Source organism: Bradyrhizobium sp. Gha (assembly GCF_900113735.1).
GTDB lineage: Bacteria > Pseudomonadota > Alphaproteobacteria > Rhizobiales > Xanthobacteraceae > Bradyrhizobium.
Window position 1 is genome coordinate 42,929 of sequence record NZ_FOQM01000020.1, and the last position, 25,980, is coordinate 68,908.

At 63.6% G+C, this 25,980-nt stretch carries 23 protein-coding genes; 10 read left to right on the plus strand and 13 right to left on the minus strand.

Annotated elements, in window-relative coordinates; genetic code table 11:
• Positions 1-7: 7 nt before the first annotated feature.
• The 3 genes from coaE to BM222_RS22865 are packed head-to-tail and all read right to left on the minus strand — an operon-like array spanning position 8 to position 2,092.
• Positions 8-607, minus strand: a complete 600-nt coding sequence (coaE, locus tag BM222_RS22855; protein WP_092232411.1) for a dephospho-CoA kinase — start codon at positions 605-607, stop codon at positions 8-10.
• Positions 608-629: 22 nt separating this feature from the next.
• On the minus strand, positions 630-1,238 hold the full coding sequence (locus BM222_RS22860; RefSeq protein WP_092232414.1) for a Maf family nucleotide pyrophosphatase: 609 nt from the start codon (positions 1,236-1,238) through the stop codon (positions 630-632).
• Positions 1,239-1,246: 8 nt separating this feature from the next.
• Positions 1,247-2,092 carry a pyruvate, water dikinase regulatory protein gene (locus tag BM222_RS22865; protein WP_092232417.1) on the minus strand — a complete coding sequence of 282 codons (846 nt, stop codon included), beginning with the start codon at positions 2,090-2,092 and terminating at the stop codon, positions 1,247-1,249.
• Positions 2,093-2,552: 460 nt separating this feature from the next.
• On the opposite strand from BM222_RS22865, the gene hemJ reads away from it, so the two are divergent.
• The 3 genes from hemJ (at position 2,553) to mnmE (ending at position 6,139) form a co-directional block, all read left to right on the plus strand.
• Positions 2,553-2,987, plus strand: a complete 435-nt coding sequence (gene hemJ / locus BM222_RS22875; protein WP_092232689.1) for a protoporphyrinogen oxidase HemJ — start codon at positions 2,553-2,555, stop codon at positions 2,985-2,987.
• Between the two features lie 262 nt (positions 2,988-3,249).
• Positions 3,250-4,515, plus strand: a complete 1,266-nt coding sequence (rho, locus tag BM222_RS22880; RefSeq protein WP_092232423.1) for a transcription termination factor Rho — start codon at positions 3,250-3,252, stop codon at positions 4,513-4,515.
• A 301-nt stretch (positions 4,516-4,816) separates the two neighbouring features.
• The gene (gene mnmE, locus BM222_RS22885) at positions 4,817-6,139 is read left to right on the plus strand and encodes a tRNA uridine-5-carboxymethylaminomethyl(34) synthesis GTPase MnmE (RefSeq protein ID WP_092232426.1); all 1,323 of its coding nucleotides are present in this window, start codon (positions 4,817-4,819) and stop codon (positions 6,137-6,139) included.
• 151 nt (positions 6,140-6,290) lie between these two features.
• Here the strand turns inward: mnmE and BM222_RS43360 are convergent, their stop codons facing one another.
• Positions 6,291-6,440: a hypothetical protein gene (locus BM222_RS43360; protein WP_502690916.1), complete on the minus strand. Its 150-nt coding sequence runs from the start codon at positions 6,438-6,440 to the stop codon at positions 6,291-6,293.
• Positions 6,441-6,552: 112 nt separating this feature from the next.
• Between BM222_RS43360 and mnmG the strand changes: the two genes are divergently transcribed.
• The 4 genes from mnmG to BM222_RS22905 all read left to right on the plus strand — a co-directional run bounded on the left by mnmG (position 6,553) and on the right by BM222_RS22905 (position 11,152).
• Positions 6,553-8,430: a tRNA uridine-5-carboxymethylaminomethyl(34) synthesis enzyme MnmG gene (mnmG, locus tag BM222_RS22890; protein WP_092232429.1), complete on the plus strand. Its 1,878-nt coding sequence runs from the start codon at positions 6,553-6,555 to the stop codon at positions 8,428-8,430.
• 9 nt (positions 8,431-8,439) lie between these two features.
• Positions 8,440-9,213: a 16S rRNA (guanine(527)-N(7))-methyltransferase RsmG gene (gene rsmG / locus BM222_RS22895; RefSeq protein WP_092232432.1), complete on the plus strand. Its 774-nt coding sequence runs from the start codon at positions 8,440-8,442 to the stop codon at positions 9,211-9,213.
• Positions 9,214-9,242: 29 nt separating this feature from the next.
• Positions 9,243-10,109 (plus strand): ParA family protein, encoded by an 867-nt coding sequence (locus tag BM222_RS22900; protein WP_092232434.1) that lies wholly within the window; start codon positions 9,243-9,245, stop codon positions 10,107-10,109.
• A 155-nt stretch (positions 10,110-10,264) separates the two neighbouring features.
• Positions 10,265-11,152, plus strand: coding sequence for a ParB/RepB/Spo0J family partition protein (locus tag BM222_RS22905; protein WP_177243387.1), 888 nt, complete (start codon positions 10,265-10,267; stop codon positions 11,150-11,152).
• A 163-nt stretch (positions 11,153-11,315) separates the two neighbouring features.
• Here the strand turns inward: BM222_RS22905 and holA are convergent, their stop codons facing one another.
• From holA to BM222_RS22925, 4 genes are all read right to left on the minus strand, one after another.
• Entirely contained in the window at positions 11,316-12,344 is a 1,029-nt protein-coding gene (gene holA / locus BM222_RS22910; protein WP_092232440.1) for a DNA polymerase III subunit delta, read from the minus strand.
• Positions 12,345-12,405: 61 nt separating this feature from the next.
• Entirely contained in the window at positions 12,406-12,957 is a 552-nt protein-coding gene (gene lptE, locus BM222_RS22915; RefSeq protein ID WP_092232443.1) for an LPS assembly lipoprotein LptE, read from the minus strand.
• Positions 12,944-15,580 carry a leucine--tRNA ligase gene (gene leuS / locus BM222_RS22920; RefSeq protein ID WP_092232446.1) on the minus strand — a complete coding sequence of 879 codons (2,637 nt, stop codon included), beginning with the start codon at positions 15,578-15,580 and terminating at the stop codon, positions 12,944-12,946. The genes lptE and leuS overlap by 14 nt, the downstream gene beginning before the upstream one ends.
• Before the next feature lie 145 nt (positions 15,581-15,725).
• Entirely contained in the window at positions 15,726-17,441 is a 1,716-nt protein-coding gene (locus BM222_RS22925) for a diguanylate cyclase domain-containing protein (protein ID WP_092232449.1), read from the minus strand.
• A 109-nt stretch (positions 17,442-17,550) separates the two neighbouring features.
• On the opposite strand from BM222_RS22925, the gene BM222_RS22930 reads away from it, so the two are divergent.
• Entirely contained in the window at positions 17,551-18,240 is a 690-nt protein-coding gene (locus BM222_RS22930) for a YggS family pyridoxal phosphate-dependent enzyme (RefSeq protein ID WP_092232452.1), read from the plus strand.
• 87 nt (positions 18,241-18,327) lie between these two features.
• Here the strand turns inward: BM222_RS22930 and BM222_RS22935 are convergent, their stop codons facing one another.
• Positions 18,328-18,897, minus strand: coding sequence for a L,D-transpeptidase family protein (locus BM222_RS22935; RefSeq protein WP_092232455.1), 570 nt, complete (start codon positions 18,895-18,897; stop codon positions 18,328-18,330).
• Between the two features lie 202 nt (positions 18,898-19,099).
• On the opposite strand from BM222_RS22935, the gene BM222_RS22940 reads away from it, so the two are divergent.
• Together BM222_RS22940 and BM222_RS22945 are read left to right on the plus strand one after the other, a co-directional pair.
• On the plus strand, positions 19,100-19,786 hold the full coding sequence (locus BM222_RS22940) for a response regulator transcription factor (protein WP_007598630.1): 687 nt from the start codon (positions 19,100-19,102) through the stop codon (positions 19,784-19,786).
• Between the two features lie 60 nt (positions 19,787-19,846).
• Positions 19,847-20,290, plus strand: coding sequence for a cyclic nucleotide-binding domain-containing protein (locus tag BM222_RS22945; RefSeq protein ID WP_092232458.1), 444 nt, complete (start codon positions 19,847-19,849; stop codon positions 20,288-20,290).
• 62 nt (positions 20,291-20,352) lie between these two features.
• Here the strand turns inward: BM222_RS22945 and xth are convergent, their stop codons facing one another.
• The 4 genes from xth to BM222_RS22965 form a co-directional block, all read right to left on the minus strand.
• Positions 20,353-21,168: an exodeoxyribonuclease III gene (xth, locus tag BM222_RS22950; protein WP_092232460.1), complete on the minus strand. Its 816-nt coding sequence runs from the start codon at positions 21,166-21,168 to the stop codon at positions 20,353-20,355.
• A gap of 159 nt (positions 21,169-21,327) precedes the next feature.
• Positions 21,328-22,056: an outer membrane lipoprotein carrier protein LolA gene (locus tag BM222_RS22955; RefSeq protein WP_092232691.1), complete on the minus strand. Its 729-nt coding sequence runs from the start codon at positions 22,054-22,056 to the stop codon at positions 21,328-21,330.
• Positions 22,057-22,249: 193 nt separating this feature from the next.
• Positions 22,250-24,730, minus strand: a complete 2,481-nt coding sequence (locus tag BM222_RS22960; RefSeq protein WP_092232462.1) for a DNA translocase FtsK — start codon at positions 24,728-24,730, stop codon at positions 22,250-22,252.
• An 8-nt stretch (positions 24,731-24,738) separates the two neighbouring features.
• On the minus strand, positions 24,739-25,953 hold the full coding sequence (locus tag BM222_RS22965; RefSeq protein WP_177243389.1) for an aminotransferase class I/II-fold pyridoxal phosphate-dependent enzyme: 1,215 nt from the start codon (positions 25,951-25,953) through the stop codon (positions 24,739-24,741).
• Between the last annotated feature and the right edge of the window lie 27 nt (positions 25,954-25,980).

The following is a 25,980-nucleotide window of genomic DNA, read 5'->3' on the forward strand; positions in this document are numbered from 1 at the left end:
CAGCGAATCAGGCTCGCCGCTGCGGCATCTTAACGACCTCGGTCAGGATGTGGGTGATTTGCGCGCGCACCGGCTCAAGTCCGTGTGAGGTATCCACGACGAAATCAGCCCGCTTGCGTTTTTCGGCGTCGGGCATCTGCTTGGCTATGATGGCATCGAGCTTGGCCTCGTCCATGGTTCCGCGCGCCAGCACACGCTCGCGCTGCAGTTCGGGCGAGGTCGAGACCACAACGACCGCGTCGACCCGTTTCTCGCCGCCGGTCTCGAACAGCAAGGGAATATCCAGGACCACCACCGGCGCCCCGGCGGCTTCCGCGTCAGCAAAAAATTTTTGCCGGGAGGCGCCGAGCATTGGATGGACGATCTGTTCGAGCTGCTTGATCGCGGCGGGATCATGAACGACGCGCGCGGACAATTTGGGCCGGTCGACCTTGCCATTCGCGGTCGTGCCGGGGAAGGCGGCCTCGATGGCGGGCGCCGCCTCGCCTTCATAGAGTTGATGGACGGCGGCATCGGCGTCGTAGACGGGAACGCCGGCCTCCGCGAACAATTTCGCGGTGGTGGATTTGCCCATCCCGATCGAGCCGGTCAGTCCGAGAATCCGCATCGGCGCAAAACCATCCTGTCAGTCACACCGCAATTAGCTGTTCGCGCCGCAGGAACGCAAGCAGCGGCAGCAGCGGCAGGCCGAGGACGGTGAAATGGTCGCCCTCGATGCGCTCGAACAGATGAACCCCGAGACCTTCGAGCTGATAAGCGCCGACGCTCGTGGTGACGGCGTCGCCTGCGGCATCGAGATAGGCTGACAGCTCGGCCTCGGACAGTGGCCGCATGGTCATGCGTGCGACCGAGACATCCTCGAAGACGATCTTGCCGTCATGTGCGACGGCGACGGCGGAATTCAGCTCGTGCGTGTTACCGACAAGATCATGCAATTGCGCCAACGCCTGTGCGCGGCCGGCGGGCTTGTTGAAGAGGCGATTCCCCAGCGCCAGAGTCTGGTCGGCACCGATCACATGGCTTCCGGGACGCTGGACTGAGACCGCTTTTGCCTTCTCGCGTGCCAGCAGCAGGGCGATCTCGCGCGGATTGGAAAGTTTTGAGGCGGCCTGAATGCCGCGTTCGTCGATATCAGCGGTCACAGCCTCGAATTCGAGCCCGGCGTTCGCCAGCAGCATTTTGCGCGCGCCGCTCTGCGAGGCCAGGATGAACGGAGTTTTGCCGCGCCACAAAGCCATCTCAAAAACTATTCCGAGGGCCGGTTGCGCTGACGATCGCTGTAAAGCTTCATGATCGCGGCTGCGGTTTCCTCGATCGAACGCCGCGTCACGTCCAGCAACGGCCAATCGTGCTTGGCGCTCAGCTTGCGCGCAAAGGCGACCTCCTCGGTGACCGACTGCCTGTCGGTATAGCTGTCGCTGCCGGATCCCGATTCGGCGCCCATGGACAGCAGGCGGTTCTGACGTATCTGGATCAAGCGTTCCGGCGTCGCGTGCAGGCTCACGACCAGCGGCCGGGTCAGCGTCTCCAGTTGCGCCGGAACGGGAATGCCGGGAACAAGCGGCACGTTCGCAGTGCGGATGCCGCGGTTGGCGAGATAGATCGAGGTCGGCGTTTTGGAGGTGCGGGACACACCGACCAGGACGACGTCGGCTTCCTCGAGCCCGTCGACGTGCTGGCCGTCATCGTGGATCATCGTGTAGTTCAGCGCGTCGATGCGCTTGAAATATTCGGCATTGAGCACGTGCTGCGCACCGACGCGACCGGTGGTCGCGGCGCCGAGATAGGCTTCGAACAATTGCATGACCGGGCCGATGATCGAGAGGCTCGGCACGTTGATCGCCTTGCACTTGTCCTCGAGCCTGGAGACCAGGTCCTTCTCCAGCAGCGTGAACAGCACGATGCCAGGCGCTTCCTCGATCTCGTCGAGCACACGATCAAGCTGCTTCTGGCTGCGCACCAGGGGATAGACATGTTCGACCGGCGTGACGTTGGCGTATTGCGCCGCGACGGCGCGTGCGACCGTGATCAGCGTTTCGCCGGTGGAGTCGGAGACCAGGTGCAGGTGGAAATAATTGTTCGAGGTCGGCACAAAAACCCTTTGTATGGAGTCGGTGTGATCTGTGGATTTCTGTGGACCTTAACCTCTCGGAAAGGGTTGCGCGACACCAGGGGCGGGACAAGTGCCAATTTTCTTCACATCACTGCCCGTCAGAACAAGTCCGAAGCCCCGCCGACATGGACACGGGAGGGCGCGGATAACCCCCTTGATAAGCTGCCGACAGGACGGCGCAAGCCATTGAGGCTGGCTGACTTATCGAAAGGCGCGAGAGCCCGCAGGGATATGTTGATGGATGTGAACAAGCGCGAGTGAACTTGCGGACGGAATTGCGTGAGTCCAATCCACGGTCACATAGACTCAAACCTTAAGAATCTAAGATTCTAGATTTGAGGAAGGTCCTACGGACGGATATGTGTGCAGGTGAGACCTTAACGGGTTCTTACTATCCCCAGACCGTCTGATGGCTGGGCGCAAAGCCGGATGCCGCGACATGTTTGAAGACGTCTATCTCTGGATCAAGGCGCTGCACGTGATCGCGGTCATCTCCTGGATGGCCGGCATGCTCTATTTGCCCAGGCTGTTCGTCTATCACTGCGAGGCCGAGGTCGGCTCGAAACAGTCCGAAACCTTCAAGATCATGGAACGCCGCCTGTTCAAGGCGATCATCAATCCCGCCATGATCGTCACCTGGCTCGCCGGGCTTTATCTCGCCTGGGCCGGCCATTGGTTCACTTTCGGCTGGCTGCACGTCAAACTGGCAATGGTCCTGGTGATGTCCGCGGTCCACGGCTTTTTTTCCCGCTGGCTGAGGGATTTCGCCGCCGACCGGCGCCCGCACGGCCAAAAATTCTTCCGTATTATCAATGAGGTGCCGACCGGCTTGATGATCATCATCGTCATCATGGTGATCGTGAAGCCGTTCTAGGCAAAATTCCAGGCAGGAAACGTGAACGATCGCTCAGCGCTTCGGCTTGCGGAGTGGAAAGCGATTTTCTATATTGGCGATATCCCACCCAACGCAGGCGGATGTGGTTGTGTCTGAGCTCTTTTAAAGGCCGGACACCGCATCAGGTTTGAAGCCCCCACCGGCACTTAACCTTGCCAGACCTGCGGACCTTACCTTCTCACGTCCGCATTTCAGAGCCTCCTCGCACCCCCTCCCAAGGTTACCCCACAGGACCACCCCAATGCGGGAAATTAAACTCCAGGACCTCAAGTCGAAGACGCCGGCCGAGCTCGTCTCGTTCGCGGAAGAGAATGGGGTCGAGAATGCCAGCACCATGCGCAAGCAGGAGCTGCTGTTCGCCATCCTCAAGCAGCTCGCGCTCGCAGAAACCGACATCGTCGGTGAGGGCGTCGTCGAGGTGCTGTCCGACGGCTTCGGCTTCCTCCGCTCGCCCGATGCCAATTATCTGCCGGGCCCAGATGATATCTACGTCTCGCCTTCGCAGATCCGCCGCTTCGGCCTGCGCACCGGCGACACCATCGAAGGCCATATCCGCAGCCCGAAAGAGGGCGAACGTTATTTCGCGCTGCTGAAGGTCAACACGCTCAATTTCGAGGACCCGGAAAAGGCCAAGCACAAGGTCAATTTCGATAACCTCACACCGCTGTTTCCGAATCAGCGTTTCCGCATGGAAATCGACGATCCGACGCGGAAAGACCTGTCTGCACGCGTGATCGACATCGTCGCACCGATCGGCAAGGGCCAGCGCGCGTTGATCGTGGCGCCGCCCCGCACGGGTAAAACCGTGCTGATGCAGAATATCGCGCATTCGATCACTGCGAATCACCCGGATTGCTACCTGATCGTGCTGCTGATCGACGAGCGTCCGGAAGAAGTCACTGACATGCAGCGCTCGGTGAAGGGCGAGGTCGTATCGTCGACCTTTGACGAACCGGCCGTGCGTCACGTCCAGGTCGCCGAAATGGTGATCGAAAAAGCCAAGCGCTTGGTCGAGCATGGCCGCGACGTCGTCATCCTGCTCGATTCGATCACGCGCCTTGGCCGTGCCTACAACACCGTGGTGCCGTCGTCAGGCAAGGTGCTGACCGGCGGTGTCGACGCCAACGCGCTGCAGCGGCCGAAGCGTTTCTTCGGTGCCGCCCGCAACATCGAGGAGGGCGGCTCGCTGACCATCATCGCGACCGCGCTGGTCGATACCGGCAGCCGCATGGACGAAGTCATCTTCGAAGAGTTCAAGGGCACCGGTAACTCGGAACTCATCCTGGACCGGAAGGTCTCGGACAAGCGTACCTTCCCGGCGATCGACATCTCGCGCTCCGGCACCCGCAAGGAGGAGCTCATCACCGATCCGCAGGTGCTCAAGAAGATGTACGTGCTCCGCCGCATCCTGAATCCAATGGGCACAATGGACGCGATCGATTTCCTGCTCGACAAGCTGCGCTCGACCAAGAGCAATTCGGAGTTCTTCGATTCCATGAATACCTGACCAGGATGCATCAAAAGATCAGAGGGCGCCTTCGGGCGCCCTTTTTTCTGCGGCTTTGCTGCGGCAAATGTGCAGCCATGGGGATAGAGTGCTACCCTTCTAAGACTTTGGTTTTTCTAAAAAAATACTGACCTGGCGCGAGCCGAAACCGGCTCGAGTCCGTGAAGATGCAGCAAAATGCTGCGGTCCATATTGCGATGCAACAAAGGTGGATGCTGCGGATTTGCACCGCAGCAAAGTGGGGGGCTGGCGTCGAACAACGCGCCGTTTGCGTTTTGGTCTGGACCCGGACAAATAAGCCATGCACCCGCGAGATCAGACCATCTTTGCGCTGTCGTCCGGCCGTCTGCCGAGCGCGATCGCCATGGTGCGCGTGTCGGGCCCGCGGGCTAGCCTGGTGCTGACGACTCTCGCGGGCAAATTGCCGGCCCCGCGGCAGACCAGTCGCCGGCTGCTGCGTGACAGCGCGGGCCAACAGATCGACGACGCGGTCGTACTCTGGTTTCCCGGGCCGGGCAGTGCAACCGGCGAGGACGTCGCCGAATTCCATGTTCATGGCGGCCGCGCGGTGCTGGCCGCGCTCCTCGCAGCTATTTCTGAGATTCCGAATACCCGCGCGGCCGAGCCCGGCGAGTTCACCCGGCGCGCCTTCGAGAACGGCAAGCTCGACCTCGTCGAAGCGGAGGGCCTCGACGATCTCATCCACGCCGACACCGAGCGCCAACGTCGCCAGGCACTGCGCCAGCTGCAGGGCCTGCTCGGCGATCGCGCGCGCGACTGGCGCGAGCGCATCATCGAAGCCTCGGCACTGATCGAAGCCGGAATCGATTTTTCCGATGAAGGCGATGTGCCTGCGGAATTGAGGGCGCCGGCCGTGAAGGCGATCGAAGCGTTGCACGATGAGATTGCAAAGGCCCTCGCGGCACAGGGACATTCTGAACGCCTGCGCGACGGCCTGGTGGTCGCGATCGCGGGCGAGCCGAATGTCGGAAAATCGACGTTGATGAATCAGCTCGCCCGCCGCGACGTCGCGATCGTCTCGCCCCACGCCGGCACCACGCGCGACGTGATCGAGGTGCAGCTCGACCTCGATGGCTATCCCGTTACTGTCATCGACACGGCCGGCATTCGCGAGACCGACGATCCCATCGAGCAGGAGGGCGTGCGCCGCGCGCGGGCGAGGGCCGATGACGCGGACCTCGTCCTTTGGCTGGTGGACGGAAAGAGTGCCGTTGATCCCGCGACGAAATCGCGCAATCGGCCCGGCCCGGTCTGGATCGTGCGCAACAAGATCGATCTCGGAGCGGGCGGCGTCCAGAGCGAGTTCCGAATCTCGGCAAGCCGCGGCGATGGCATTCCTGAATTGGTCGAGTCCCTCGTGAAATTCGCCGCGGACTTCTTCGGAACCACTGAAGGGGCATTGGTGACCCGGGCTCGCCAACGAGATCTGTTGAGCCGAGCTGCTGGCAGCTTGCGCCGGAGTCTGGAGCTTGTAGAAGATGGCGAAGAACTCGCCGCCGAAGAGCTGCGTACCGCAGCCTATGCCCTGGGTCGGCTGCTGGGCCGGGTCGACGTCGAGGACGTCCTTGGGGCCATTTTCCAGAAATTTTGCATCGGAAAGTAGCGCTAGTTCTTCAATGTAGAACTAGCGCTTGTTCCATTGCTTGTGTTTCACGTGAAACATTTGGGCGGCCCTATTTCACGTGAAACACCAGCGCTTCGCGAGCCAGCTGTGGTTGTTTCGCCACGCTCTATCCGCGTCATTGCGAGGAGCCCTAGCGACGAAGCAAATCCAGACCCTCCTGCCGAGTGATTCTGGATTGCTTCCCTTCGGCCGCAATGACGGGTGCGGCGCGGCGAGACGGCTCATGACCAGCGTCGTGCCAGCGCCAGCTTGTTTTACGTAAAGGATGCCCCACGCCCACCTACTATCCATGGGGTTGTTTTGCGCGAAGCCGCGGCGCCCGTTTCACGTGAAACACCATCTCACCCAGTTTCCACTTCCGGCTTTCAACCCTCTGAGCTAGAAGTCCGCTCATGCGATCAGAGCGAGAGAGTTACGACGTCATCGTCATTGGCGGCGGCCACGCCGGCTGTGAAGCCGCGGCTGCGGCCGCCCGAATGGGTGCTGCGACCGCTCTGGTGACGCATCGTTTCGCCACGGTCGGCGCGATGTCCTGCAACCCCGCCATCGGAGGTCTGGGGAAGGGCCATCTGGTCCGTGAGGTTGATGCCCTCGACGGTCTGATGGGCCGGGTCGGCGATGCCGGCGGTATCCAGTTTCGCGTCCTCAATCGCCGCAAGGGTCCTGCTGTTCGCGGTCCCCGGGCCCAGGCCGACCGGAAGCTCTATGCGGCGGCCATGCAGGCCGCGATCCGGGAGACTGATGGCCTTTCTGTCATCGAAGGCGAGGCCGACGAGCTGATCGTGGTCGAGGGACGGGTCACCGGACTGCGGCTGGCGGATGGCCACGAGCTCCGGGCAGGGGCTGTGGTCGTCACCACCGGCACCTTCCTGCGCGGTCTGATCCATCTTGGTGAGAAGAACTGGCCAGCCGGCCGGGTCGGCGAAGCGCCCGCGATGGGTCTTTCCGCCTCCTTTGAGCGTGCCGGTTTCACACTGGGACGGCTCAAGACCGGCACTCCACCACGTCTTGATGGCGCGACCATCGACTGGTCTGCGGTCGAGATGCAGCCCGGGGACGAGCCACCGGAACCGTTCTCGGTGATGACCGGGCGGATCACGACCCCACAGATCCAGTGCGGGATCACCCGGACGACATCGGTGACCCATAAGGTGATCCGGGCCAACGTCCATCGCTCCCCGATGTACTCCGGCCAGATCAAGAGCTCGGGGCCGCGCTATTGCCCGTCGATCGAGGATAAGATCGTCCGCTTCGGCGACCGTGACGGCCACCAGATCTTCCTGGAGCCGGAAGGGCTGGACGATACCACCGTCTATCCCAACGGCATCTCGACCTCCCTCCCGGAGGAGGTCCAGCTCGCGATCCTCGCCAGCATCCCCGGTTTGGAGCGGGTGAAGATGGTCCGTCCGGGCTACGCCATCGAATACGACCACATCGATCCCCGCGAGCTCGATCCGACCCTCCAGACCAAGCGTCTGCGCGGTCTCTTCCTGGCGGGACAGATCAACGGCACCACGGGATATGAGGAAGCTGCGGGCCAAGGCATCGTTGCCGGTCTTAATGCAGCCCTCTGCGCCAGCGGGGCTGCTCTCACTGTGTTCGACAGGGCGGACGGCTACCTCGGCGTGATGGTCGACGACCTTGTCACCCGCGGTATCAGCGAGCCCTATCGAATGTTCACCTCGCGGGCCGAGTATCGGCTGACCTTGCGGGCGGACAATGCCGATCAGCGCCTGACGGAGAAGGGGATCGCTCTCGGCTGCGTCGGCAGTGCCCGAATCCAATTCCACCGAACCAAGATGGACGCCTTGAACGCGGCCCGAGCTCTCTCGAAGTCCCTGACCATCACCCCGAACGAGGCGATCAAGCACGGATTGTCTCTGAACCGGGATGGTCAGCGGCGCTCGGCCTTCGAGCTGATGGCCTATCCTGATATCGGCTGGCGCCAGGTCCGGGCGATCTGGCCGGAGCTGTCCGCTATCGACCCGGTGATCGCGGCCCATCTCGAGATCGACGCCAAATACGATGTCTATCTGGAACGCCAGAGTGCCGATGTCGAGGCTTTCAGGCGCGACGAGGGGATGGTGCTGTCGGAAGTCGACTACAGCCAAGTCCCCGGTCTCTCCAACGAGGTCCGGGCCAAGTTGGAGAAAGCGCGGCCGTTCACAGTCGGACAGGCTGGCCGGATCGACGGAATGACGCCGGCCGCCCTCGGCATCCTTGCGGCCTATCTTCGCCGCGAGGCGCGGAAGTCCAAAGCAATCGCATAGGCGTTTCACGTGAAACAGCGCGGACCGGGCGGGGACAGGCCGCAATCGCGACGACCCGGAGCGGGTGAGGGCGACAGGCGTCGAACCGATCCGGGGTCGGCCAAGCTGAAGATCGACAAGGCCGGCGCCAATGATCAGGCGCTTGATTCCATCATCGCCGCCGACAAGCGCACCGCGTTGAAGCTCGCGCCCGTTTCACATGAAACGGAGGCGCGGCTCGATCGCTACATCACGCTGCTCCGGGAGTGGCAGGCCAAGACCAATCTGGTCGCGCCCTCGACCCTGCCGCAGCTCTGGACCCGGCACATCGCCGACTCGCTTCAACTCGTCGATCTCGCACCCTCAGCGACACGCTGGGCCGACCTCGGCAGCGGTGGCGGCTTTCCCGGCGTCGTGCTGGCTTGCGCCATGGCGGGGACTCCAGGTGCGAGCGTGCACCTGGTCGAGCGAATCGCCAAGAAGGCCGCTTTCCTACGCGAAGCTGTTCGCATCACCACATCTCCGGGGGTCGTACATCTCGCCGAGATCGGGGATAATGTGGATAGAATCACCGGCCCTGTCGATTGCGTCACCGCCCGCGCGCTGGCTCCGCTACATCAACTCATCGGCTTTGCGGAGCCGCTGCTGCGTCAAGGCGCAAAGGCGTTATTTCCGAAGGGTCAAGATGTAGAGGCTGAATTGACCGAAGCCGCTAAATATTGGAATATTCAGCCGCAACTCCACCGAAGCCGGACGGGCGATGGCTGGATCGTCGAGCTGACTTCAGTTGAACGGCGCGCCTGAGGCGCCAGGGGTTGAGTTGGGGAATTTCGATGACCGTGATTGACGTGCCGCAGCAGGATCAGACGGACCAAGAAAAGGCTGACGTCCCCCATGGCCACCCGCGCATCCTGGCGCTGGCGAATCAGAAGGGCGGCGTGGGAAAGACAACCACGGCGATCAATCTCGGAACGGCACTCGCGGCGATTGGCGAGCGCGTCCTGATCGTCGATCTCGATCCGCAGGGGAACGCCTCGACCGGCCTCGGGATCGATCGCCGCAACCGCTCGTGCTCGACCTACGACGTGCTGATCGGCGAAGCCCCGCTGCGCGAGGCGGTGGTCTCGACCGCGGTGCCGCGGCTGCATATCGCGCCCTCGACCATGGATCTCTCCGGCCTCGAGCTCGAGCTCGGCACCACGCCCGGCCGCGCCTTCAAGCTGCGCGACGCGATCGGCGCGCTCAACAACAACGTCTCGCCTGAGGCCGACTACACCTACGTGCTGATCGACTGCCCGCCTTCGCTGAACCTGCTCACGGTGAATGCGATGGCGGCGTCGGACGCGATCCTGGTGCCGCTGCAGTGCGAGTTCTTCGCGCTCGAAGGTCTGTCGCAATTGCTGCAAACGGTGGAGCAGGTGCGCTCGACGCTCAACCCGAACCTGTCGATCCACGGCATCGTGCTGACCATGTTTGACTCGCGCAACAACCTCTCCAACCAGGTCGTCGCCGACGTCAGGCAGTTCATGGGCGAGAAGGTCTACAAGACCATGATTCCGCGCAACGTCCGCATCTCGGAGGCGCCGTCCTACGGCAAGCCAGTGCTGGTCTACGATCTCAAATGCGTCGGCAGCGAAGCTTATCTGCGGCTCGCCACCGAAGTGATCCAGCGCGAGCGCGAGCTGCGCGTCACGCATTGACGGTGAGATCCGTAGGGCGGGTTAGCGCAGCGTAACCCGCCAAGTCTCTCGCCTCGAACAACCCTCTGGCGGACTACGCTTCGCTAATCCGCCCTACGACCACAATTTGAAATTCAGTTCTGGAGTGCTGCAGCGTGAATCCAAGGGAGCTGGCGATGGCCGATGAAGCGCGTTCGCGACTGGGCCGGGGTCTTGCGAGTCTGATCGGTGACGTCGGCGGCGAAGCTCAGCACGTCGACCGTCCACGCGCGCAGCGCAAGGTACCGATCGAATTCATCAAGGCCAATCCTCGCAATCCGCGCCGCACCTTTTCGGACACCGAGCTCAAGGAGCTCTCCGAATCGATCAAGCAGCATGGCGTGATCCAGCCGATCGTGGTCCGTCCCGTGAAGGGCGCGCAGGATCGCTTCGAGATCATTGCCGGCGAGCGGCGTTGGCGCGCCTCGCAGATGGCCGGTCTGCATGAGGTGCCGATCGTGCCGGTCGACATCAGCGACAGCGATGCGCTGGAATTCGCGATCGTCGAGAACGTGCAGCGCGAAGACCTCAACCCGATGGAAGAGGCGCTCGGCTATCATGCGCTCGCCAACGAGTTCAAACGCAGCCAGGACGACATCGCAAAGGTCGTCGGCAAAAGCCGCAGCCACGTCGCCAACATGATGCGGCTGACCAAGCTGCCGACGGAGGTTCAGACCCTGATCACCAGCGGTGAGCTGACGGCCGGTCACGCCCGCGCTCTGATCGGCGTGCCCGATCCGCTCGCTGCCGCCAAGCGCATCGTCGCGGAAGGCCTCAACGTCCGCCAGGCCGAAGCGCTCGCGCATGAAGAGGGCGTGCCGGAGCGCAAGCCGCAAAAGCCGCGCGCCACCGCGGCCAAGGAGAAGGACGCCGATACGATCGATCTCGAGAAGCGCGTCAGCGACGCGCTCGGCCTCAAGGTGACAGTCAATCACCGCGACCCCGGCGGCTCGGTCCAGATCAACTACCGCAACCTCGATCAGCTCGACGAGGTGATGAAGCGGCTGGCAAAGGGCGCGCTGTAGCCGCGTCCCTGGTGTCGTCCAGCGGGCAGGCTCCATCCGCTCGTCATTGCGAGCGCAGCGAAGCAATCCAGAGTCCCTCCGCGGAAAGATTCTGGATTGCATTGCTGCGCTCGCAATGACGTGGGTGAGAGTTGCGCTCCCGATGAGCTGAAGGGCGTCGGCCTTACCCCCGCCGCTTCGCATTCGCGGCGATCGCCATCAGCGTGCGCTGGGCGATGGCGGCGGCGAGCGTGGATTGCTTGCGGGTATCGAGTGCGGCGGTCGCAAGCTGCTCGATGATGGCGGCGAGCCGCGTCACGCTGAAATTGCGCAGCGCCGCCTCCACCGCAGGCTTTCGTGAAAAATGCAGACGCGGATAACCGCTATCGAGCACGGCCGAGGCCGGTGTGCCGTCGGCGATCGCGAGCGCCGACTTGTGCAGCCACGCGGCCTGGCGCTGCGCGGCGGAGATGATCACGCCGGGATAGGTGCCGGCGACCATGGCCTTGGCGAATTCAGTCTCGACGATGTCGGGCCGGCCGGCGAAGGCGCCGTCGACGATCGGATCGAGCTTCAGCTCGGACGCATCGGCGACCACCGACATCACGTCTTCAAGCGTGATCTCGCCCTTGCCGTGGGCGTAGAGCGTGAGCTTCCGCAGCTCGTTGCGCGAGGCCTGGCGGTCGCCGCCAAGGAAGGACATCAGCGCGGCGCGGGCATCCTGCGCGATGCGCAGATTGGCGATGCGGAGCTCGTCCTCCATCAGCTTCGCGAGATCGCGCTCGGTGTCGGGATAGCAGCCGATCGCCACGGCGGTCTTGGCCTTCTCGCAGGCCTTGCGCAGCGGCGATTCCGGCCGCAGCTCGCCGGCCTCGATCACGATGCGGCAATCCTTCACGCTCATCTCGGACAGCGTATCGACGCCGGCGGCAAAGCTGCGCGAGCCCGCGCGGATGCGAATGGCGCGGCGACCGCCGAACAGCGGCACGGTCATGGCTTCGTCAACGAGGCGCGACGGCTCGGCGGAGAGTTCGTCGCCGTCGAGTTTGACCAGCGAGAAGGGATCATCGGGATCGTCGACGGCGGACGCGATCAGCGCGTCGGCGCGTTCGCGCACGAGACCGGCATCAGGACCATAGAGCAGGACGATCGGCCGGCCCGCATCGGGTCGGGCGAGGAAGGCGTCGATCTCTTTTCCGCGCAGCGCGACCATGTTGCTCGAGTTTCGTCGCTCCGGGTTCGCGCTTCGCGCCCCCGAAACGATAGGAAACGGATCAGGTGCCCGCGGTGAAGAACGCGGCAAGCCGGGTGTTGATGTTCTCGGCGATCTCGTTCGCGGCACGATCCTCGGCGTCACGCGCCGCACGGTTGCGGGCGAAGCGCTGGTACGAGCCGGGCAGGTCGTAGGACACGCGCGAGAACGTGGTGCCGGTCATCACCGATTTGCCGGTCGCGACCTCGATCAGGTTGTACTGGCAGTCGATGCCGTAGTTCTCGGTGTTCGGCAGGCCGGTGTTGGGATCGACGATCAGCGACGACTTGCTGGAGCTGAAACGGATGTCCAGCCGATGGGTCGGGGGCATGCCCGTTGCCGAGCCGTACAGCTTGAAGGCGAGGGCGTTGCGGACTTCGACGCCGACCCGGGCCTCGCGCGAGGCGTTGGCCTTGCTGATCGGCGGAAGCTCGACCCCCATCAGCTTTTCGCGCAAGCCCGGGGTGCCATCCGTATGCTCGGCATACATCGGCTGGAAGCAGCCGGCCGTCAGCGCCGCCAATGCGCCGACCGCCAGCAAGCGGGCTGCGATACGGATCCTAGCCGACAACATTCACGATCCTCTTGGGAACGATGATCACCTTGCGGACGGGCTTGCCGTCCAGGGCCAGTTTTACAGCATCGAGGGCCAAAGCGGCAGCCTCGATTTCCGGATTTTGGGCCGCTGTTGCAACTGTGACTTCACCCCGCTTCTTGCCGTTGACCTGGACCACCAGGGTCACGCTGTCTTCAACCAGCAAATCGCGTTCGATTTGCGGCCAATTGGCCTCGGAAACCAGCCCGGGCTGGCCCAGAACCTGCCAGCACTCCTCGGCCAGATGCGGCATCATCGGCGAGACCAGCTGGACCAGGATCTGGCTGGCCTCCCGGATCGCCCACGCCAGATCTGGAGCCAAATCAGCAGCCGGCTGGCCGGGGCGCTGCAGCACCTCCGAGAAGGTGTTCGTGAACTCGCGGATATGGGCGAGGCAGACGTTGAAGTGCAGCCGCTCGATGCCGGTCGTGACCTTGTCGAGCGCGCCGTGGGCGGCCTTGCGCAGGGCAATCGCGTCGTCGCCAAACGAGGCCGGCCGAGCCGCTGGCGCGCCTTTACCGAGTTCCAGTGCGTCATTCACCAGCCGCCACAGCCGCTGCACGAAGCGCGAGGCGCCCTGGACGCGCTCGTCGCTCCAGATCACATCGCGGTCGGGCGGGGAGTCCGACAGCATGAACCAGCGGGCGACGTCGGCACCATAGGTCGCGATGATGTCGTCGGGGTCGACCGTGTTCTTCTTCGACTTCGACATCTTCTCGATCGGACCGATCGTGACGTCCTCGCCTGTGCTGAGCAGCACGGCGCGGCGTCCGTTGCCGCCGACCTCGATCTTCACCTCGGCCGGCTGCACCCAGCTGCCGTCGGCCTTCTGGTAGGTCTCGTGCACCACCATGCCCTGCGTGAACATGCCGGCGAACGGCTCGTCCAGCGCAAGGTGTCCGGTCGCCTTCATGGCGCGGGTGAAGAAGCGGCTGTAGAGCAGATGCAGGATCGCGTGCTCGACGCCGCCGATATACTGGTCGACCGGCAGCATCCGGTTGGCGACATCAGGCGTCGTCGGCGCGTTCGCGTTCCAGGGATCGGTGAAGCGCGCAAAATACCAGGACGAATCCACGAAGGTGTCCATGGTGTCGGTTTCGCGGCTCGCCTTGCCACCGCACTTGGGACACGTGACGTGCTTCCAGGTCGGATGATGATCGAGCGCGTTGCCCGGCTTGTCGAAGCTGACATCCTCCGGCAGCACCACCGGCAGGTCGGCATCCGGCACCGGCACCACGTCGCACCTCGGGCAGTGGATGACGGGAATCGGGCAGCCCCAATAGCGCTGGCGCGAAATGCCCCAGTCGCGCAGGCGGAAATTGACCTGGCGCTCACCGACCGGCGCGTTGCCGCGCAGCTCATTTTCCAGCCGCTTTGCGACCTCCTCCTTGGCCTGCTCGATCGTCATGCCGTCGAGGAAGCGGGAATTGATCATGCGGCCATCACCGTCATAGGCGGTGTCGGTGATGACGAACGTCTTGGGATCCTGGCCCTCGGGACACACGACGGGCGTGTTGCCGAGATTGTACTTGTTGACGAAGTCGAGGTCCCGCTGGTCATGCGCGGGGCAGCCGAAGATCGCGCCGGTACCGTATTCCATCAGCACGAAGTTGGCGACATAGACCGGCAGCTTCCAGCCCGGATCGAATGGATGAACCGCGCGGATCCCGGTGTCGAAACCCTGCTTCTCCGCGGTGTCGATGATCGACTGCGCGGTTCCGATCTTCTTGATGTCGGCGATGAACTCCGCAAGTTTCGGGTTCTTTGCGGCTGCTGCCTGCGCCAGCGGATGATCCGCCGAGATTGCCATGAATTTCGCGCCGAACAGCGTATCCGGGCGGGTCGTGAAAATCTTCAGCTCGCTCTCGCCGGCCGGCGTCGTCGCCTGATCCAGCGCGAAGCGGATCAAGAGGCCTTCGGAGCGGCCGATCCAGTTGCGCTGCATCAGCCTGACCTTGTCGGGCCAGCGGTCGAGGCCATCAAGCGCCGACAGCAATTCCTGCGCGTACTTCGTGATCTTGAAGACCCACTGGCTCATCTCGCGCTGCTCGACAACGGCGCCGGAGCGCCAGCCGCGGCCGTCGATCACCTGCTCGTTGGCGAGCACGGTCATGTCGACCGGATCCCAGTTGAGCTTGCGGTTCTCCCGCTCGGCAAGGCCCGCGGCGAGCATGTCCAGGAACATCTTCTGCTGATGCTTGTAATAGCTGGGATCGCAGGTCGCGAATTCGCGGGACCAGTCCAGCGACAGCCCGATCGAGCGGAGCTGCTTCTTCATCGCGGCGATGTTGTCGTAGGTCCAGGCCTTCGGCGCGACCTTGCGCTCGATGGCGGCGTTCTCGGCCGGCAGGCCGAAGGCGTCCCAGCCCATCGGATGCAGCACGTTAAATCCCTTGGCGCGCATGAAGCGGGCCAGCACGTCGCCGAGCGTATAATTGCGGACATGGCCGATATGGATGCGCCCGGAGGGGTAGGGGAACATCTCCAGCACGTAGTATTTGGGCCGGGAATCATCGTTCTTCGAGACGAAGATCGCCTGTTCGTCCCATATGCGCTGCCAGCGCGGTTCGGCGTCGCGGGCGTTATAGCGTTCGGAGGTCATGGAATCGTTGGGTTTTCGAGAGTTCGGGCCGCCTTGAGAGGGCGGACTAGGCCACAAAAGTCCTCAGCGGGTCAATGGCTTGCCGAAATGCAATAGGCCCCCCGGAGCACCTCAACGCTCGAATCAAGACGGCGGAGGCCCGGCTTCAAGACGCGACCAGGGAGACACCGCTCATCATCATGTCCGTGGCGCCGTTCTCGATCGCGTGCACGCCATGCTCGACCACGTTGTTGCGGCCGCGATGCTTGGCGGCGTAGAGCGCGGCGTCGGCGGCTTCGATCAGATCGCCCGGACGCAAGCTCTCGTTGGGCCGCGTCGCCGCAACGCCGATCGACACCGTAACCACCATATGGGCGGAGGTGATGTGCGGCAGGCAAAGCTTCAGCACGGCCGCGCGCACCTGCTCGCCGATCTCGACGGCGTGGTTCACGTCGGTGTTCGGCAGCAGCAGGCAGAACTCTTCGCCGCCATAGCGTGCCGCAAAGCCCATCGTGTCGGCGGCGATGCCGGACAGCGACTCGCCGAGCCGGGTCAGGCAGGAATCGCCTTCGAGATGGCCGTAGGTGTCGTTGAACAGCTTGAAATGGTCGACATCGATCATCAGCAGCGCGAGCTCGCTGCCATATTGCTGGGCGCGCATCCATTCGAAGTCGAGGCGGCTCTGGAACCCGCGGCGGTTGGCGAGGCCCGACAGCATGTCGATCGATGCCATCACCGTCAGCCGGTCATTGCTTGCGATCAGCTCGCGCTCGCGCTGGCTGAGCTGCGCGGCCATCGCGTTGAACGCGCGCGCCAGCGGCACGAATTCGGACGGCAGGCTTTTACGTGCTGCGCGGGCCGACAGATCGCCCTCGCCGAGACGCTTGGCCATGTCGGCGAGCATTTCGATCGGCATGATCACGAGCTTTTCAGCGGCAATCAGCGCGCCGAGCAGCACGAACACGACGACGAAGGCGAGCTGGAGATAGGCGGTCCTGATGTCGCGGCTCACCGCTGCGGACACCTTGTCCTCATCGATACTGGCGATCAGGCGGGCATTGGTGCCGGCGATACGCGTGTAGCTGACGGCGCGCCGCGAACCATCGGCGGCGAGGAACGACAGCGAACCTTCGTCCTGGTCGGAGCGCAAGGCCTGGTCTGCGATCGCGGACATCAGCGGCATGTCGTCGAGCGGACGACCGACCGCGCCGTGCTGGTCGGCGGGTGCGGCCATCACGGTGCCGGCGCTGTCGACCAGCACCGCCGTGATGCCTTCGCGGCCGCCAAGATTGTTCATCACCTTCGACATCCAGTCGAGGTTGACGGTTGCGAGCACGACGGCATCAGCGGCACCACTGAACGCGGAGACCGGGTAGACCGCCATCACGGTCGGCGCCTGCACCGGTCGCGACAGGATGAAGTCGGACAGCACGAAGCGGCCGGTCTGCTGGGCCTGCTGGAAATAGGGCCGATCGGAGAGGTCGAGGCCGACATACATGTTGTTGGTCGCGCACTGGATCCGGCCGTCCTGGCCGGCGATCAGGAGCGTGCGGATCCAGGGGAGGCTCGTCGGCAGGCTCGCACGCAGCACGTCGCAGCTCTTGCTGACGCCGCCGGCGGAGGCACGGATGAAAGCTTCTGATTTCAAGATGGTCTCGACCGACGAGATCACCTCGCGCTGCGCATCGGCGCTGTGCCTTGCGACGGTGGTGAATTCGGCCGTGGCCTGCGCAATCTGCTCGGTGCGGGTGTGCTCGAGCGATCGGATGCGCTCGAGCATCAGGGGCGCGACCAGAATCACCGCGAGCAATGCAAGCCTGGCCCTGATGCCGAGGACCTGCTTGAGTTTTGCTCGTTTGCGGTTGAAACTAACGTTTGCCATATGCGCGACCCACCCCGCGCACCAAGGTAAAGCGAAGGGTTCAAAAACCCTTTCTTGAACTCGGTAAAATTGGACCTACTTCCGTTACGATCACGGCTCAACCGACACCATGACAGAACACGACACGGCGCCGGTAACCGGCGATTCACCAAATGCGCTCGCTGCGGTCCAAGCGGAGATTGCACGCGCCTGCAAGGATGCGCGGCGTGATCGTGCGTCCGTCACGTTGATCGCGGTGTCCAAGACGTTCGCGGCGGACGCAGTCATCCCGGTTATCGGCGCCGGACAGCGCGTATTCGGCGAAAATCGCGTGCAGGAGGCCAAGGGCAAGTGGCCGGCACTAACATCTGTTTACTCTGACATCGCGCTGCATCTGATCGGGCCGCTGCAATCCAACAAGGCGAAAGAGGCGGTCGCGCTGTTCGACGCGATCCATTCTGTCGACCGTCCGAGCATTTGCCAGGCGTTAGCCAAAGAAATCGAATCCCAGAACAAGCACCCGCAACTCTTCGTCCAGATCAACACGGGCGAGGAGCCGCAGAAGGCCGGCGTCCCGCCCGGCGAGGCGGACGCCTTCCTCGAGAGCTGCCGCGACACCTATGGTCTGACGATCTCGGGCCTGATGTGCATCCCGCCGGTGGACGAGCCGCCGGCGGCTCATTTCGCGCTGACGGCCAAGATCGCCGCGCGCAACGGACTAAAGAACCTGTCGATGGGCATGAGCGCGGATTATGCGACCGCCATCATGTTGGGCGCCACCCATGTGCGCGTGGGAAGCGCCATCTTCGGGCATCGGTGATTGCCGACGGCAAGGATCGAGCCCGGCGACCGCTCTCGAATTCGTCATTGCGAGTCGCAATGACGGATCCTTGCCGAGCATGAACCATCACCCGATGATGATTCTTGTTCTTGGTCCTATCCGCCGCAGCAGATGGAGCATCGCCGCTCTGGTCATGGAGACGCAGCCGGCGGTCGGGCCGAAATTCTCGCGCGCCAGATGCAGGAACACGGCGCTGCCGCGGCCGGCGATGCGCGGCCTGGTGTTGTGGTCGATTTCGATGATGAAGTCATAGAGATGGTCCGCCCGCTTCAGCCGGTCGCCGCCCTCGCCCTCCCCGCGGCGGATCCACTGGTTGTAGTGGCGATCCCTGGGATCTTCGCACCAGGCATCCATGTCCCCGATCGTCCGTGCCGGCAAAAAGGTCTTGGGCCGGCTGTGGCGGTCGCCCCGCCACCACAATTGCCGCGGACGGAAATGGCCCCTGGGGGTGCCGCCATCGCCCTCGCGCTTATTGGCCAGAATGCCGCCGCGCCCCAGCGCCACTGGAATCGTCAAGCCACCTGCCGTCAGCCAGCCCCGGCGCGGATTGCCGGCGGCAGCCTTTACGCGGATCGCGGAAAGCGGTCCTGATCCACGATTTCTGTTGTAACTGGCTGAAACAGCTCTGTTTTTCATGTGAACGCGCCATGCAATGTACATTACAGGACATTCATCGGACCGCCCTGCTATTCTGGGTTAGAGTAATTCCGGCTTGTGAATCGGTCACAGCCCACTACTTCAACACGAACAACAATAAAAATAGCGATCGTTTTAAACTTCCCACCACGGCTGAGTGCGGCATGATGCGCCTCGCCGGACTCCAAAAGGATGACCCCCTATGGCCAATGCCCGCAAGATCCTGATCGTGGATGACGATACCGATCTGCGCGACACGTTGGTGGAGCAATTATCGCTGCACGAAGAATTTGAAGCCTCCGCCGTCGATACCGGCGCCAAGGGCGCCAGCGCTGCAAAGGCCAACGCTCCCGACCTCGTTCTGATGGATGTCGGCCTTCCCGACACCGATGGCCGCGAAGTGGTTCGCTCGCTGCGCAAGGGCGGCTTCAAGGCGCCGATCATCATGCTGACGGGGCATGACACCGATTCCGACACGATTTTGGGCCTGGAATCCGGTGCCAATGATTATGTCGCAAAGCCATTCCGTTTCGCGGTGTTGCTGGCCCGCATCCGCGCGCAGCTGCGACAGCACGAGGCCAGCGAGGACGCGGTGTTCTCGGTCGGTCCCTACTCCTTCCGCCCCGGCTCCAAGATGCTGACCGCGGCCAATGCCCGCAAGGTCCGTCTCACCGAGAAGGAAACCGCGATCCTGCGCTTCCTTTACCGGGCCGGCCAGATGCCGGTCTCGCGCGAGACCCTGCTCCAGGAGGTCTGGGGCTACAATTCCGGCGTGACCACCCATACGCTGGAAACCCACATCTACCGCCTGCGCCAGAAGATCGAGAAGGACGCCGCCAACCCGGAAATCCTGGTGACGGAAGCCGGTGGCTACAAGCTGGTGCCGTGATACGTTCCGGAAACGCGCGATTCGTCGTAAATTGGCGCGTTCCACGAGCCACGGACCGGAATGTCAATCGATGACGACGTAGCGCTGCTCGAGCGTGTCCCGACACTGCGCCTGTTGGGAGACGCCTCGTTGCGCATGCTGGCGATCGGTTCCGAGCAGCGTGACTTCGTTCGAGGCGATATCCTGTTCAATCTCGGTGATGACGCCGACGCCGGCTTCGTGGTCCAGCGCGGCGCCTTTCGCGTCGATGACGGCGCCGGCGCCGAGATGATCGCCGGCCCCGGTACGCTGATCGGCGAGCTCGCGCTGGTCGTGCCGATGAAGCGGCCGTCCGGCGCGGTCGCACTGGAGCACTCCTCCGTCATCCGCATCGCGCGCAGCCTGTTTCAGCGTGTGCTCGAGAGCGATCCCGCTGCGGCGGTCCGCCTGCGCGACGAATTCGCGGTTCGCTCCAGCCAGATCGCCAGCGATATCCTGATGGCGGGTTCGAAGCTGAGTACGTGAGTCTCTCTATCCGTCACTCCGGGGCTCGCGACTTTGTCGCGCCCCGGAATGACGGCGGAGGCCTAAACCTCCAGAGTCACCGTGACAGGGACGTGATCCGAGGGACGCTCCCAGCTCCGTGCATCGCGCAGGATCTTGAAATCGCTGACCGCATCCTTCAGCGCGCGCGAGACCCAGATGTGGTCGAGTCGCCGGCCGCGGTCGCCGACGGTCCAGTCGGCGGAACGGTAGCTCCACCACGTGTAGACTTTTTCCGACATCGGAATGCGGTCGCGCGCGACGTCGATCCATTCGCCGGCTTCGAGCGCCGCCTTCAGCTTCTCGGTTTCGACAGGCGTATGCGAGACCACTTTGAGAAGTTGCCTGTGCGACCACACGTCGTTCTCGTGCGGCGCGACGTTGAGATCGCCGACCAGGATATGGCGATCCTCCCCGCGGGGATGCAGCGGCTCGCACGCCTTCAACTCGTCGAGGAAGCGGAGCTTGTGGTCGAATTTTTCGTTGAGCGCGGGATCGGGAATGTCGCCGCCGGCGGGCACGTAGAAATTATGCAGCACCAGCGGCTTTGCCATGTTGGCCTTCTCGCCGAACGACACCGAGATATGGCGCGAATCCACCTTGTCGCAGAAGGTGCGGATGTCGGTTGCCTCGAACGGAATCTTCGAAACGATGGCGACGCCGTGATAGCCCTTCTGCCCGTTCAGCGCGACGTGCTCGTAGCCGAGCCGCCTGAAGCGCTTCAGCGGAAAGGCGTCGTCGATGCACTTGGTCTCCTGGAGGCACAGCACGTCGGGCCGTGCGCTCTTGAGAAACTTCGCGACCAGATCGATGCGCAGCCGCACCGAGTTGATGTTCCAGGTTGTCAGGGAAAGACGCATGAGAGTTGCGTCTTAGCATGGATTGTCGCGGGCGGCAGTTTGTAGGGTGGATCAGCGAAGCGTAATCCACCGACTTGCTTTTCGCTGAGGCAGAAGCGGTGGGTTACGCCCTGCAGATGCGCCTTGCGCATCTGCAGGGCTAACCCACCCTACGGACCGTCAACCCGGCGACGGCACGCTGTAATTGGTGAAGTCGATCTTGAACATGCTGGGATCGAGCTTCTTGCTCGCATCGAGATTGTAGACCGCCACCGTGGTGTCATAGCCTTGGGGATCAGTGACGGTCCATTGCTTCAGCTGGCCGTCCTTGGCGCCGATCATCAGCAGCAGGCGGCTGGTGCCGACCAGGGCCTGCTTCTCTTCGATGGTGACGCTGATGAAGAGATCGTCGGCGGTGACGTTGACGACATTGGTGTCCTTCATCAGATCGATGCGGTCAGACAACAGGAAGCGCAGCGGCGTCTGCGACAGCGGATAGACGTCCTGCGTCGCGAGCTTGCGGTCGCGCACCACCACCGACGATCCGTCGGCGATGATGTCGATCGGGCTCGGCGGATCATATTCGAAGCGGACCTTGCCCGGCTTCTGGATGTAGAAATCGCCTTGCGTCTTGCTGCCGTCGGGGCCGACCTGGACGAAATTTCCGACCAGCGTCGAGAGCGACGACAGATAGGCGCTGACCTTGGCCGCCTGCGCCTTCTGGTTCGCATCGAACGTCTGGAAGATGCTGCTCGGCACGTTGCGCCGCGGATCGGGAATGATCGGATTCGGCGGCGCCTGCGTCGCGCCTGTATTCGCCGGCCCTCCCGAGGGCGTAGCATTGTCACGGCCCTTCGGCGCCGGCTTCGGCACCGGCACGTTCTGCGCGAACGACGCTGCCGTCACCATCGCGGCGGTGACGAGAAGCACACCGGCTACGCGCGTGCTGCGGGCAGCAAGAGAGGCTGCGAATCCAATGTCCGGAGGTCTGGTCAACGCGTCGTCCTGTGTGGCTGGGCGCCGTTTTAACGTGATTTCGAGCAAAAGCAGAGATCGATTTTCCGTGAAAAGTCATTTCGAGGCGGGCCGGAAGCCCCTTGCCTCACATGTGACTGTCTTCCTCTTCGACCAGAATCTCGCGTTTGCCGGCGTGGTTGGCGGGTCCGACGATGCCTTCCAGTTCCATGCGTTCCATCAGCGATGCGGCGCGGTTATAGCCGATTTGCAGCCGGCGCTGGATGTAGCTGGTCGAGGCCTTGCGGTCGCGTTTGACGATGGCAACGGCCTGCTGGAACAGATCGCCGCCGCCATCCGCGCCCATTCCACTGGCGTCGAACACGGCGCCGCCATCTTCGTCCTCGCTCGGCTCTTCGGCGGTGACCGCTTCCAGGTATTCCGGCTGACCCTGTGTCTTGAGGTGGCGAACCACCTTCTCGACTTCGTCGTCCGAGGCGAACGGTCCGTGCACGCGGCTGATGCGGCCGCCGCCGGCCATGTAGAGCATGTCGCCCTGGCCGAGCAGCTGCTCGGCGCCCATCTCGCCCAAAATCGTGCGGCTGTCGATCTTCGAGGTGACCTGGAAGGCGATGCGGGTCGGAAAGTTCGCCTTGATCGTGCCGGTGATGACGTCCACCGACGGACGCTGTGTGGCGAGAATCACGTGCAGGCCGGCGGCGCGCGCCATCTGCGCGAGGCGCTGCACCGCGCCTTCGATGTCCTTGCCGGCGACCATCATCAGGTCGGCCATTTCGTCGACGATGATGACGATGTAGGGCAGCGGATCGAGCGAGAGCTTCTCTTCCTCGTAGATCGCCTTGCCGGTCTCCTTGTCGAAGCCGGTGTGTACGGTGCGCGTCGGCTCTTCGCCCTTGGCTTTCAGTTCGCCGAGGCGCGTGTTGTAGCCGTCGATGTTGCGCACACCGAGCTTGGCCATGTTCTTGTAGCGCTCTTCCATCTCGCGCACGGCCCATTTCAGCGCGACCACCGCCTTCTTCGGATCGGTCACGACGGGGGTGAGCAGATGGGGAATGCCGTCATAGACGGAGAGCTCGAGCATCTTCGGATCGACCATGATCAGCCGGCACTGATCCGGGCGCAGCCGATAGACCAGGCTCAGGATCATCGTGTTGATTGCAACCGACTTACCGGAGCCGGTGGTACCCGCGATCAGCATGTGCGGCGTGCGCGCGAGGTCGATGATGACGGGGTCGCCGCCGATGGTCTTGCCGAGGCAGAGCGGCAGCTTTGCCACCGTGTCGACGGCTTCCTTGGCGACCAGCAGCTCGCGCAGATAAACCTTCTCGCGATGCGCGTTCGGCAGCTCGATGCCGATGGCATTGCGGCCAGGCACGACGGCGACGCGCGCCGAGAGCGCGCTCATGGAGCGGGCGATGTCGTCGGCAAGCCCGATCACGCGCGACGATTTGATACCGGGCGCCGGCTCGAGTTCGTACAGCGTGACGACGGGTCCCGGATTGGCTTTCACGATCTCGCCGCGCACGCCGAAGTCCTGCAGCACGCCTTCGAGCGAACGCGAATTGGCTTCCAGCTCGGCCTTGCTGAGCGGCTGGCGATCGCCGGCCTTGGGCGCAGCCAGCACGGACACGGATGGAAGCTCGAACTTGTCGGAGGATCTTCTGGAAGCGGCTTTCGGTGCAGCCTTCTTGCGTGGCGCACGCGCGACCGGCTCCTCCTCTTCCTCCTCTTCGTCGTCTTCTTCCTCGTGCTCCTCCTCGTGGTCCTCGTCTTCGGATTGCGGCGAGATCGAGGGCGCGGCGCGGCCGCCGCCGAGATTGGGTTCTTGTCGGCTGAACGAAACGGCCTTGGTCTTCGATCCGCTCGAAACCAGCGAGCGATAGGCGGCGCCGCACAGCCAGATCAGCCGCGCCTTGGTGCTCATCAGCGCATGGAACAGCCAGCCCAGCGACACCGAACCGCGATCGCTGTCCTCTTCGTCATCGAGCGTCTTGTCGCCGTCCTCGATCTCCGCGAGCTCATCATCGCGCTCGCGGGCGCCGAGGCCGCAGGCGATCAGGAAGGTGGCGGCCAGCGCGACGAACAGGATGGTGCCGAGCACCATCCGATAGATCACGCCTGGTGGCCCGAAGATCACCGCGGGCGCACGCACCAGCGCGTCGCCGACCACGCCGCCCAAACCGGTGGGGAGCGGCCAAGCGCCGCCATGCGGCCAGCAGCTGACGAAGCCGGCCGTGATCACGGTGCAGAGAATCCAGGCGCCGAGCCGCAGCGCCTCGCGATCGAACGGACGGTGGGTCATCATGCGCCAGCCCCACACCGCGACGGTGAGGATCAGCATGATCGCGCCGAGCCCGAGGATCTGCATGGCGAGGTCGGCGCCGATGGCGCCGGCGTAGCCGAGAATGTTGTGGATCGGTCGCGAGGTCGCGTGGCTGAGGCTCGGGTCCTGGACCGACCACGTCATCAGCGCGGCGGACGCGACGCCCGACAGCGTGACCAGGCCGAAGCCGGTCAGCTCGCGCACGCGCCTCGCCAGCCCCTCGCGGATCGAGGGCGGCAGATGGCCGACCAGGGGAATGACACGTTCGATCGTCGACATGCTCATGGGCCCGCCTAACCCAGAGTTTCGACCAGCCGGTGCAGCGCCTGCGCCGTGGTCTCACTGTCCTGCACCAGCGCCAGCCTGATGTAGCCGGCACCGGGATTGAAGCCGTCGGGCTGAAGCCGCGCCAGGTAGGAGCCGGGCACCACGCGCACGCCGGCCTCCTTGAAGAGCTTCAGGGTCACGGAGACGTCATCGCCGATTTCCGACGTATTGAGCCAGACGCAGAAGCCGGCATCGGGCCGGCGATAGCCATAGCGATTGCCGATGATCTGGTCGGCGAGATCGAATTTGATCCGGTACAGCCTGCGGTTCTCCTCGACATGCGCCTCGTCGCCATAGGCAACCGTCGCGACATGCTGGAGCGGCACCGGCACCTGCGGCGCTGCGATGTTGCGCAGCTCCAGGAACATGCCGATGAGCTTCCTGTCGCCGGCGGCGAAGCCGACGCGCAGGCCCGGCAGGTTGGAACGCTTCGACAGCGACTGGAACGCGAGCACGCGGGTGAAATCGGCGCCCGCGCATTCGAGCGCGCTGCCCGGTGCTTCCCTTGTGTAGATCTCGGAGTAGCACTCGTCGCTGAGAATCACGAAGCCGTGGCGGTCGGCGAGGCTTTTCAGGCGCGTGAAATAATCGCGCGATGCGACCGAACCCTGCGGATTGGCGGGCGAGGCCAGGTAGAATGCCACGGTGCGCGCCAGCGTCGCCTCGTCCATGGCGTCGAGATCGGGGAGGAAGCCGTTGTCGACGGTGGTCGGCAGGTAAACCGGCTCGCAAGCCGCTGCGCCGGCGCCGGCGCCATAGACCGGATAAAACGGGTTCGGCATCAGGATGGCGGGCTTGCCGGGCTTCGGGCCGACATAGCGCGCTGCTGCGATCGCGGCGAGGAACAGCCCCTCGCGGCTGCCATTGAGGACCAGAATCTCGGTCTTTGGATCGAGCGGTCGCGGCAGCCTGAATCGCGACGACAGCCAGGCGCTCGCGGCCTGGCGAAACGGCTCGGTGCCCTGGTTCATCGGGTACCGTCCGAAATCGGCGATGTGCTTGGCCAGCACGGGGCCGACGAAATCGGGCACCGGATGCTGAGGTTCGCCGACCGCGAGCGAAATCAATGGCTTGCCGGGTTGATGCGGCGCCAGCAGCTCGTTCAGCCGGACGAAGGGCGAGCGTTCGTTGTTGGAGCTTCCACCTTCGAGCGGCGCACGGGATGAAGCGGTCATGACCATTCTGGGCGCCAGTACTCTCGGAACGGC

Excerpts from the sequence above, each read along its gene's own strand:
- coaE (WP_092232411.1), bottom strand. The coding sequence starts at position 607 with ATGCGGATTCTCGGACTGACCGGCTCGATCGGGATGGGCAAATCCACC.
- BM222_RS22860 (WP_092232414.1), bottom strand. The coding sequence starts at position 1,238 with ATGGCTTTGTGGCGCGGCAAAACTCCGTTCATCCTGGCCTCGCAGAGC.
- hemJ (WP_092232689.1), top strand. The coding sequence starts at position 2,553 with ATGTTTGAAGACGTCTATCTCTGGATCAAGGCGCTGCACGTGATCGCG.
- rho (WP_092232423.1), top strand. The coding sequence starts at position 3,250 with ATGCGGGAAATTAAACTCCAGGACCTCAAGTCGAAGACGCCGGCCGAG.
- mnmE (WP_092232426.1), top strand. The coding sequence starts at position 4,817 with ATGCACCCGCGAGATCAGACCATCTTTGCGCTGTCGTCCGGCCGTCTG.
- mnmG (WP_092232429.1), top strand. The coding sequence starts at position 6,553 with ATGCGATCAGAGCGAGAGAGTTACGACGTCATCGTCATTGGCGGCGGC.
- BM222_RS22900 (WP_092232434.1), top strand. The coding sequence starts at position 9,243 with ATGACCGTGATTGACGTGCCGCAGCAGGATCAGACGGACCAAGAAAAG.
- BM222_RS22905 (WP_177243387.1), top strand. The coding sequence starts at position 10,265 with ATGGCCGATGAAGCGCGTTCGCGACTGGGCCGGGGTCTTGCGAGTCTG.
- holA (WP_092232440.1), bottom strand. The coding sequence starts at position 12,344 with ATGGTCGCGCTGCGCGGAAAAGAGATCGACGCCTTCCTCGCCCGACCC.
- lptE (WP_092232443.1), bottom strand. The coding sequence starts at position 12,957 with ATGTTGTCGGCTAGGATCCGTATCGCAGCCCGCTTGCTGGCGGTCGGC.
- leuS (WP_092232446.1), bottom strand. The coding sequence starts at position 15,580 with ATGACCTCCGAACGCTATAACGCCCGCGACGCCGAACCGCGCTGGCAG.
- BM222_RS22925 (WP_092232449.1), bottom strand. The coding sequence starts at position 17,441 with ATGGCAAACGTTAGTTTCAACCGCAAACGAGCAAAACTCAAGCAGGTC.
- BM222_RS22930 (WP_092232452.1), top strand. The coding sequence starts at position 17,551 with ATGACAGAACACGACACGGCGCCGGTAACCGGCGATTCACCAAATGCG.
- BM222_RS22935 (WP_092232455.1), bottom strand. The coding sequence starts at position 18,897 with ATGAAAAACAGAGCTGTTTCAGCCAGTTACAACAGAAATCGTGGATCA.
- BM222_RS22940 (WP_007598630.1), top strand. The coding sequence starts at position 19,100 with ATGGCCAATGCCCGCAAGATCCTGATCGTGGATGACGATACCGATCTG.
- BM222_RS22945 (WP_092232458.1), top strand. The coding sequence starts at position 19,847 with ATGTCAATCGATGACGACGTAGCGCTGCTCGAGCGTGTCCCGACACTG.
- xth (WP_092232460.1), bottom strand. The coding sequence starts at position 21,168 with ATGCGTCTTTCCCTGACAACCTGGAACATCAACTCGGTGCGGCTGCGC.
- BM222_RS22955 (WP_092232691.1), bottom strand. The coding sequence starts at position 22,056 with ATGGTGACGGCAGCGTCGTTCGCGCAGAACGTGCCGGTGCCGAAGCCG.
- BM222_RS22960 (WP_092232462.1), bottom strand. The coding sequence starts at position 24,730 with ATGAGCATGTCGACGATCGAACGTGTCATTCCCCTGGTCGGCCATCTG.
- BM222_RS22965 (WP_177243389.1), bottom strand. The coding sequence starts at position 25,953 with ATGGTCATGACCGCTTCATCCCGTGCGCCGCTCGAAGGTGGAAGCTCC.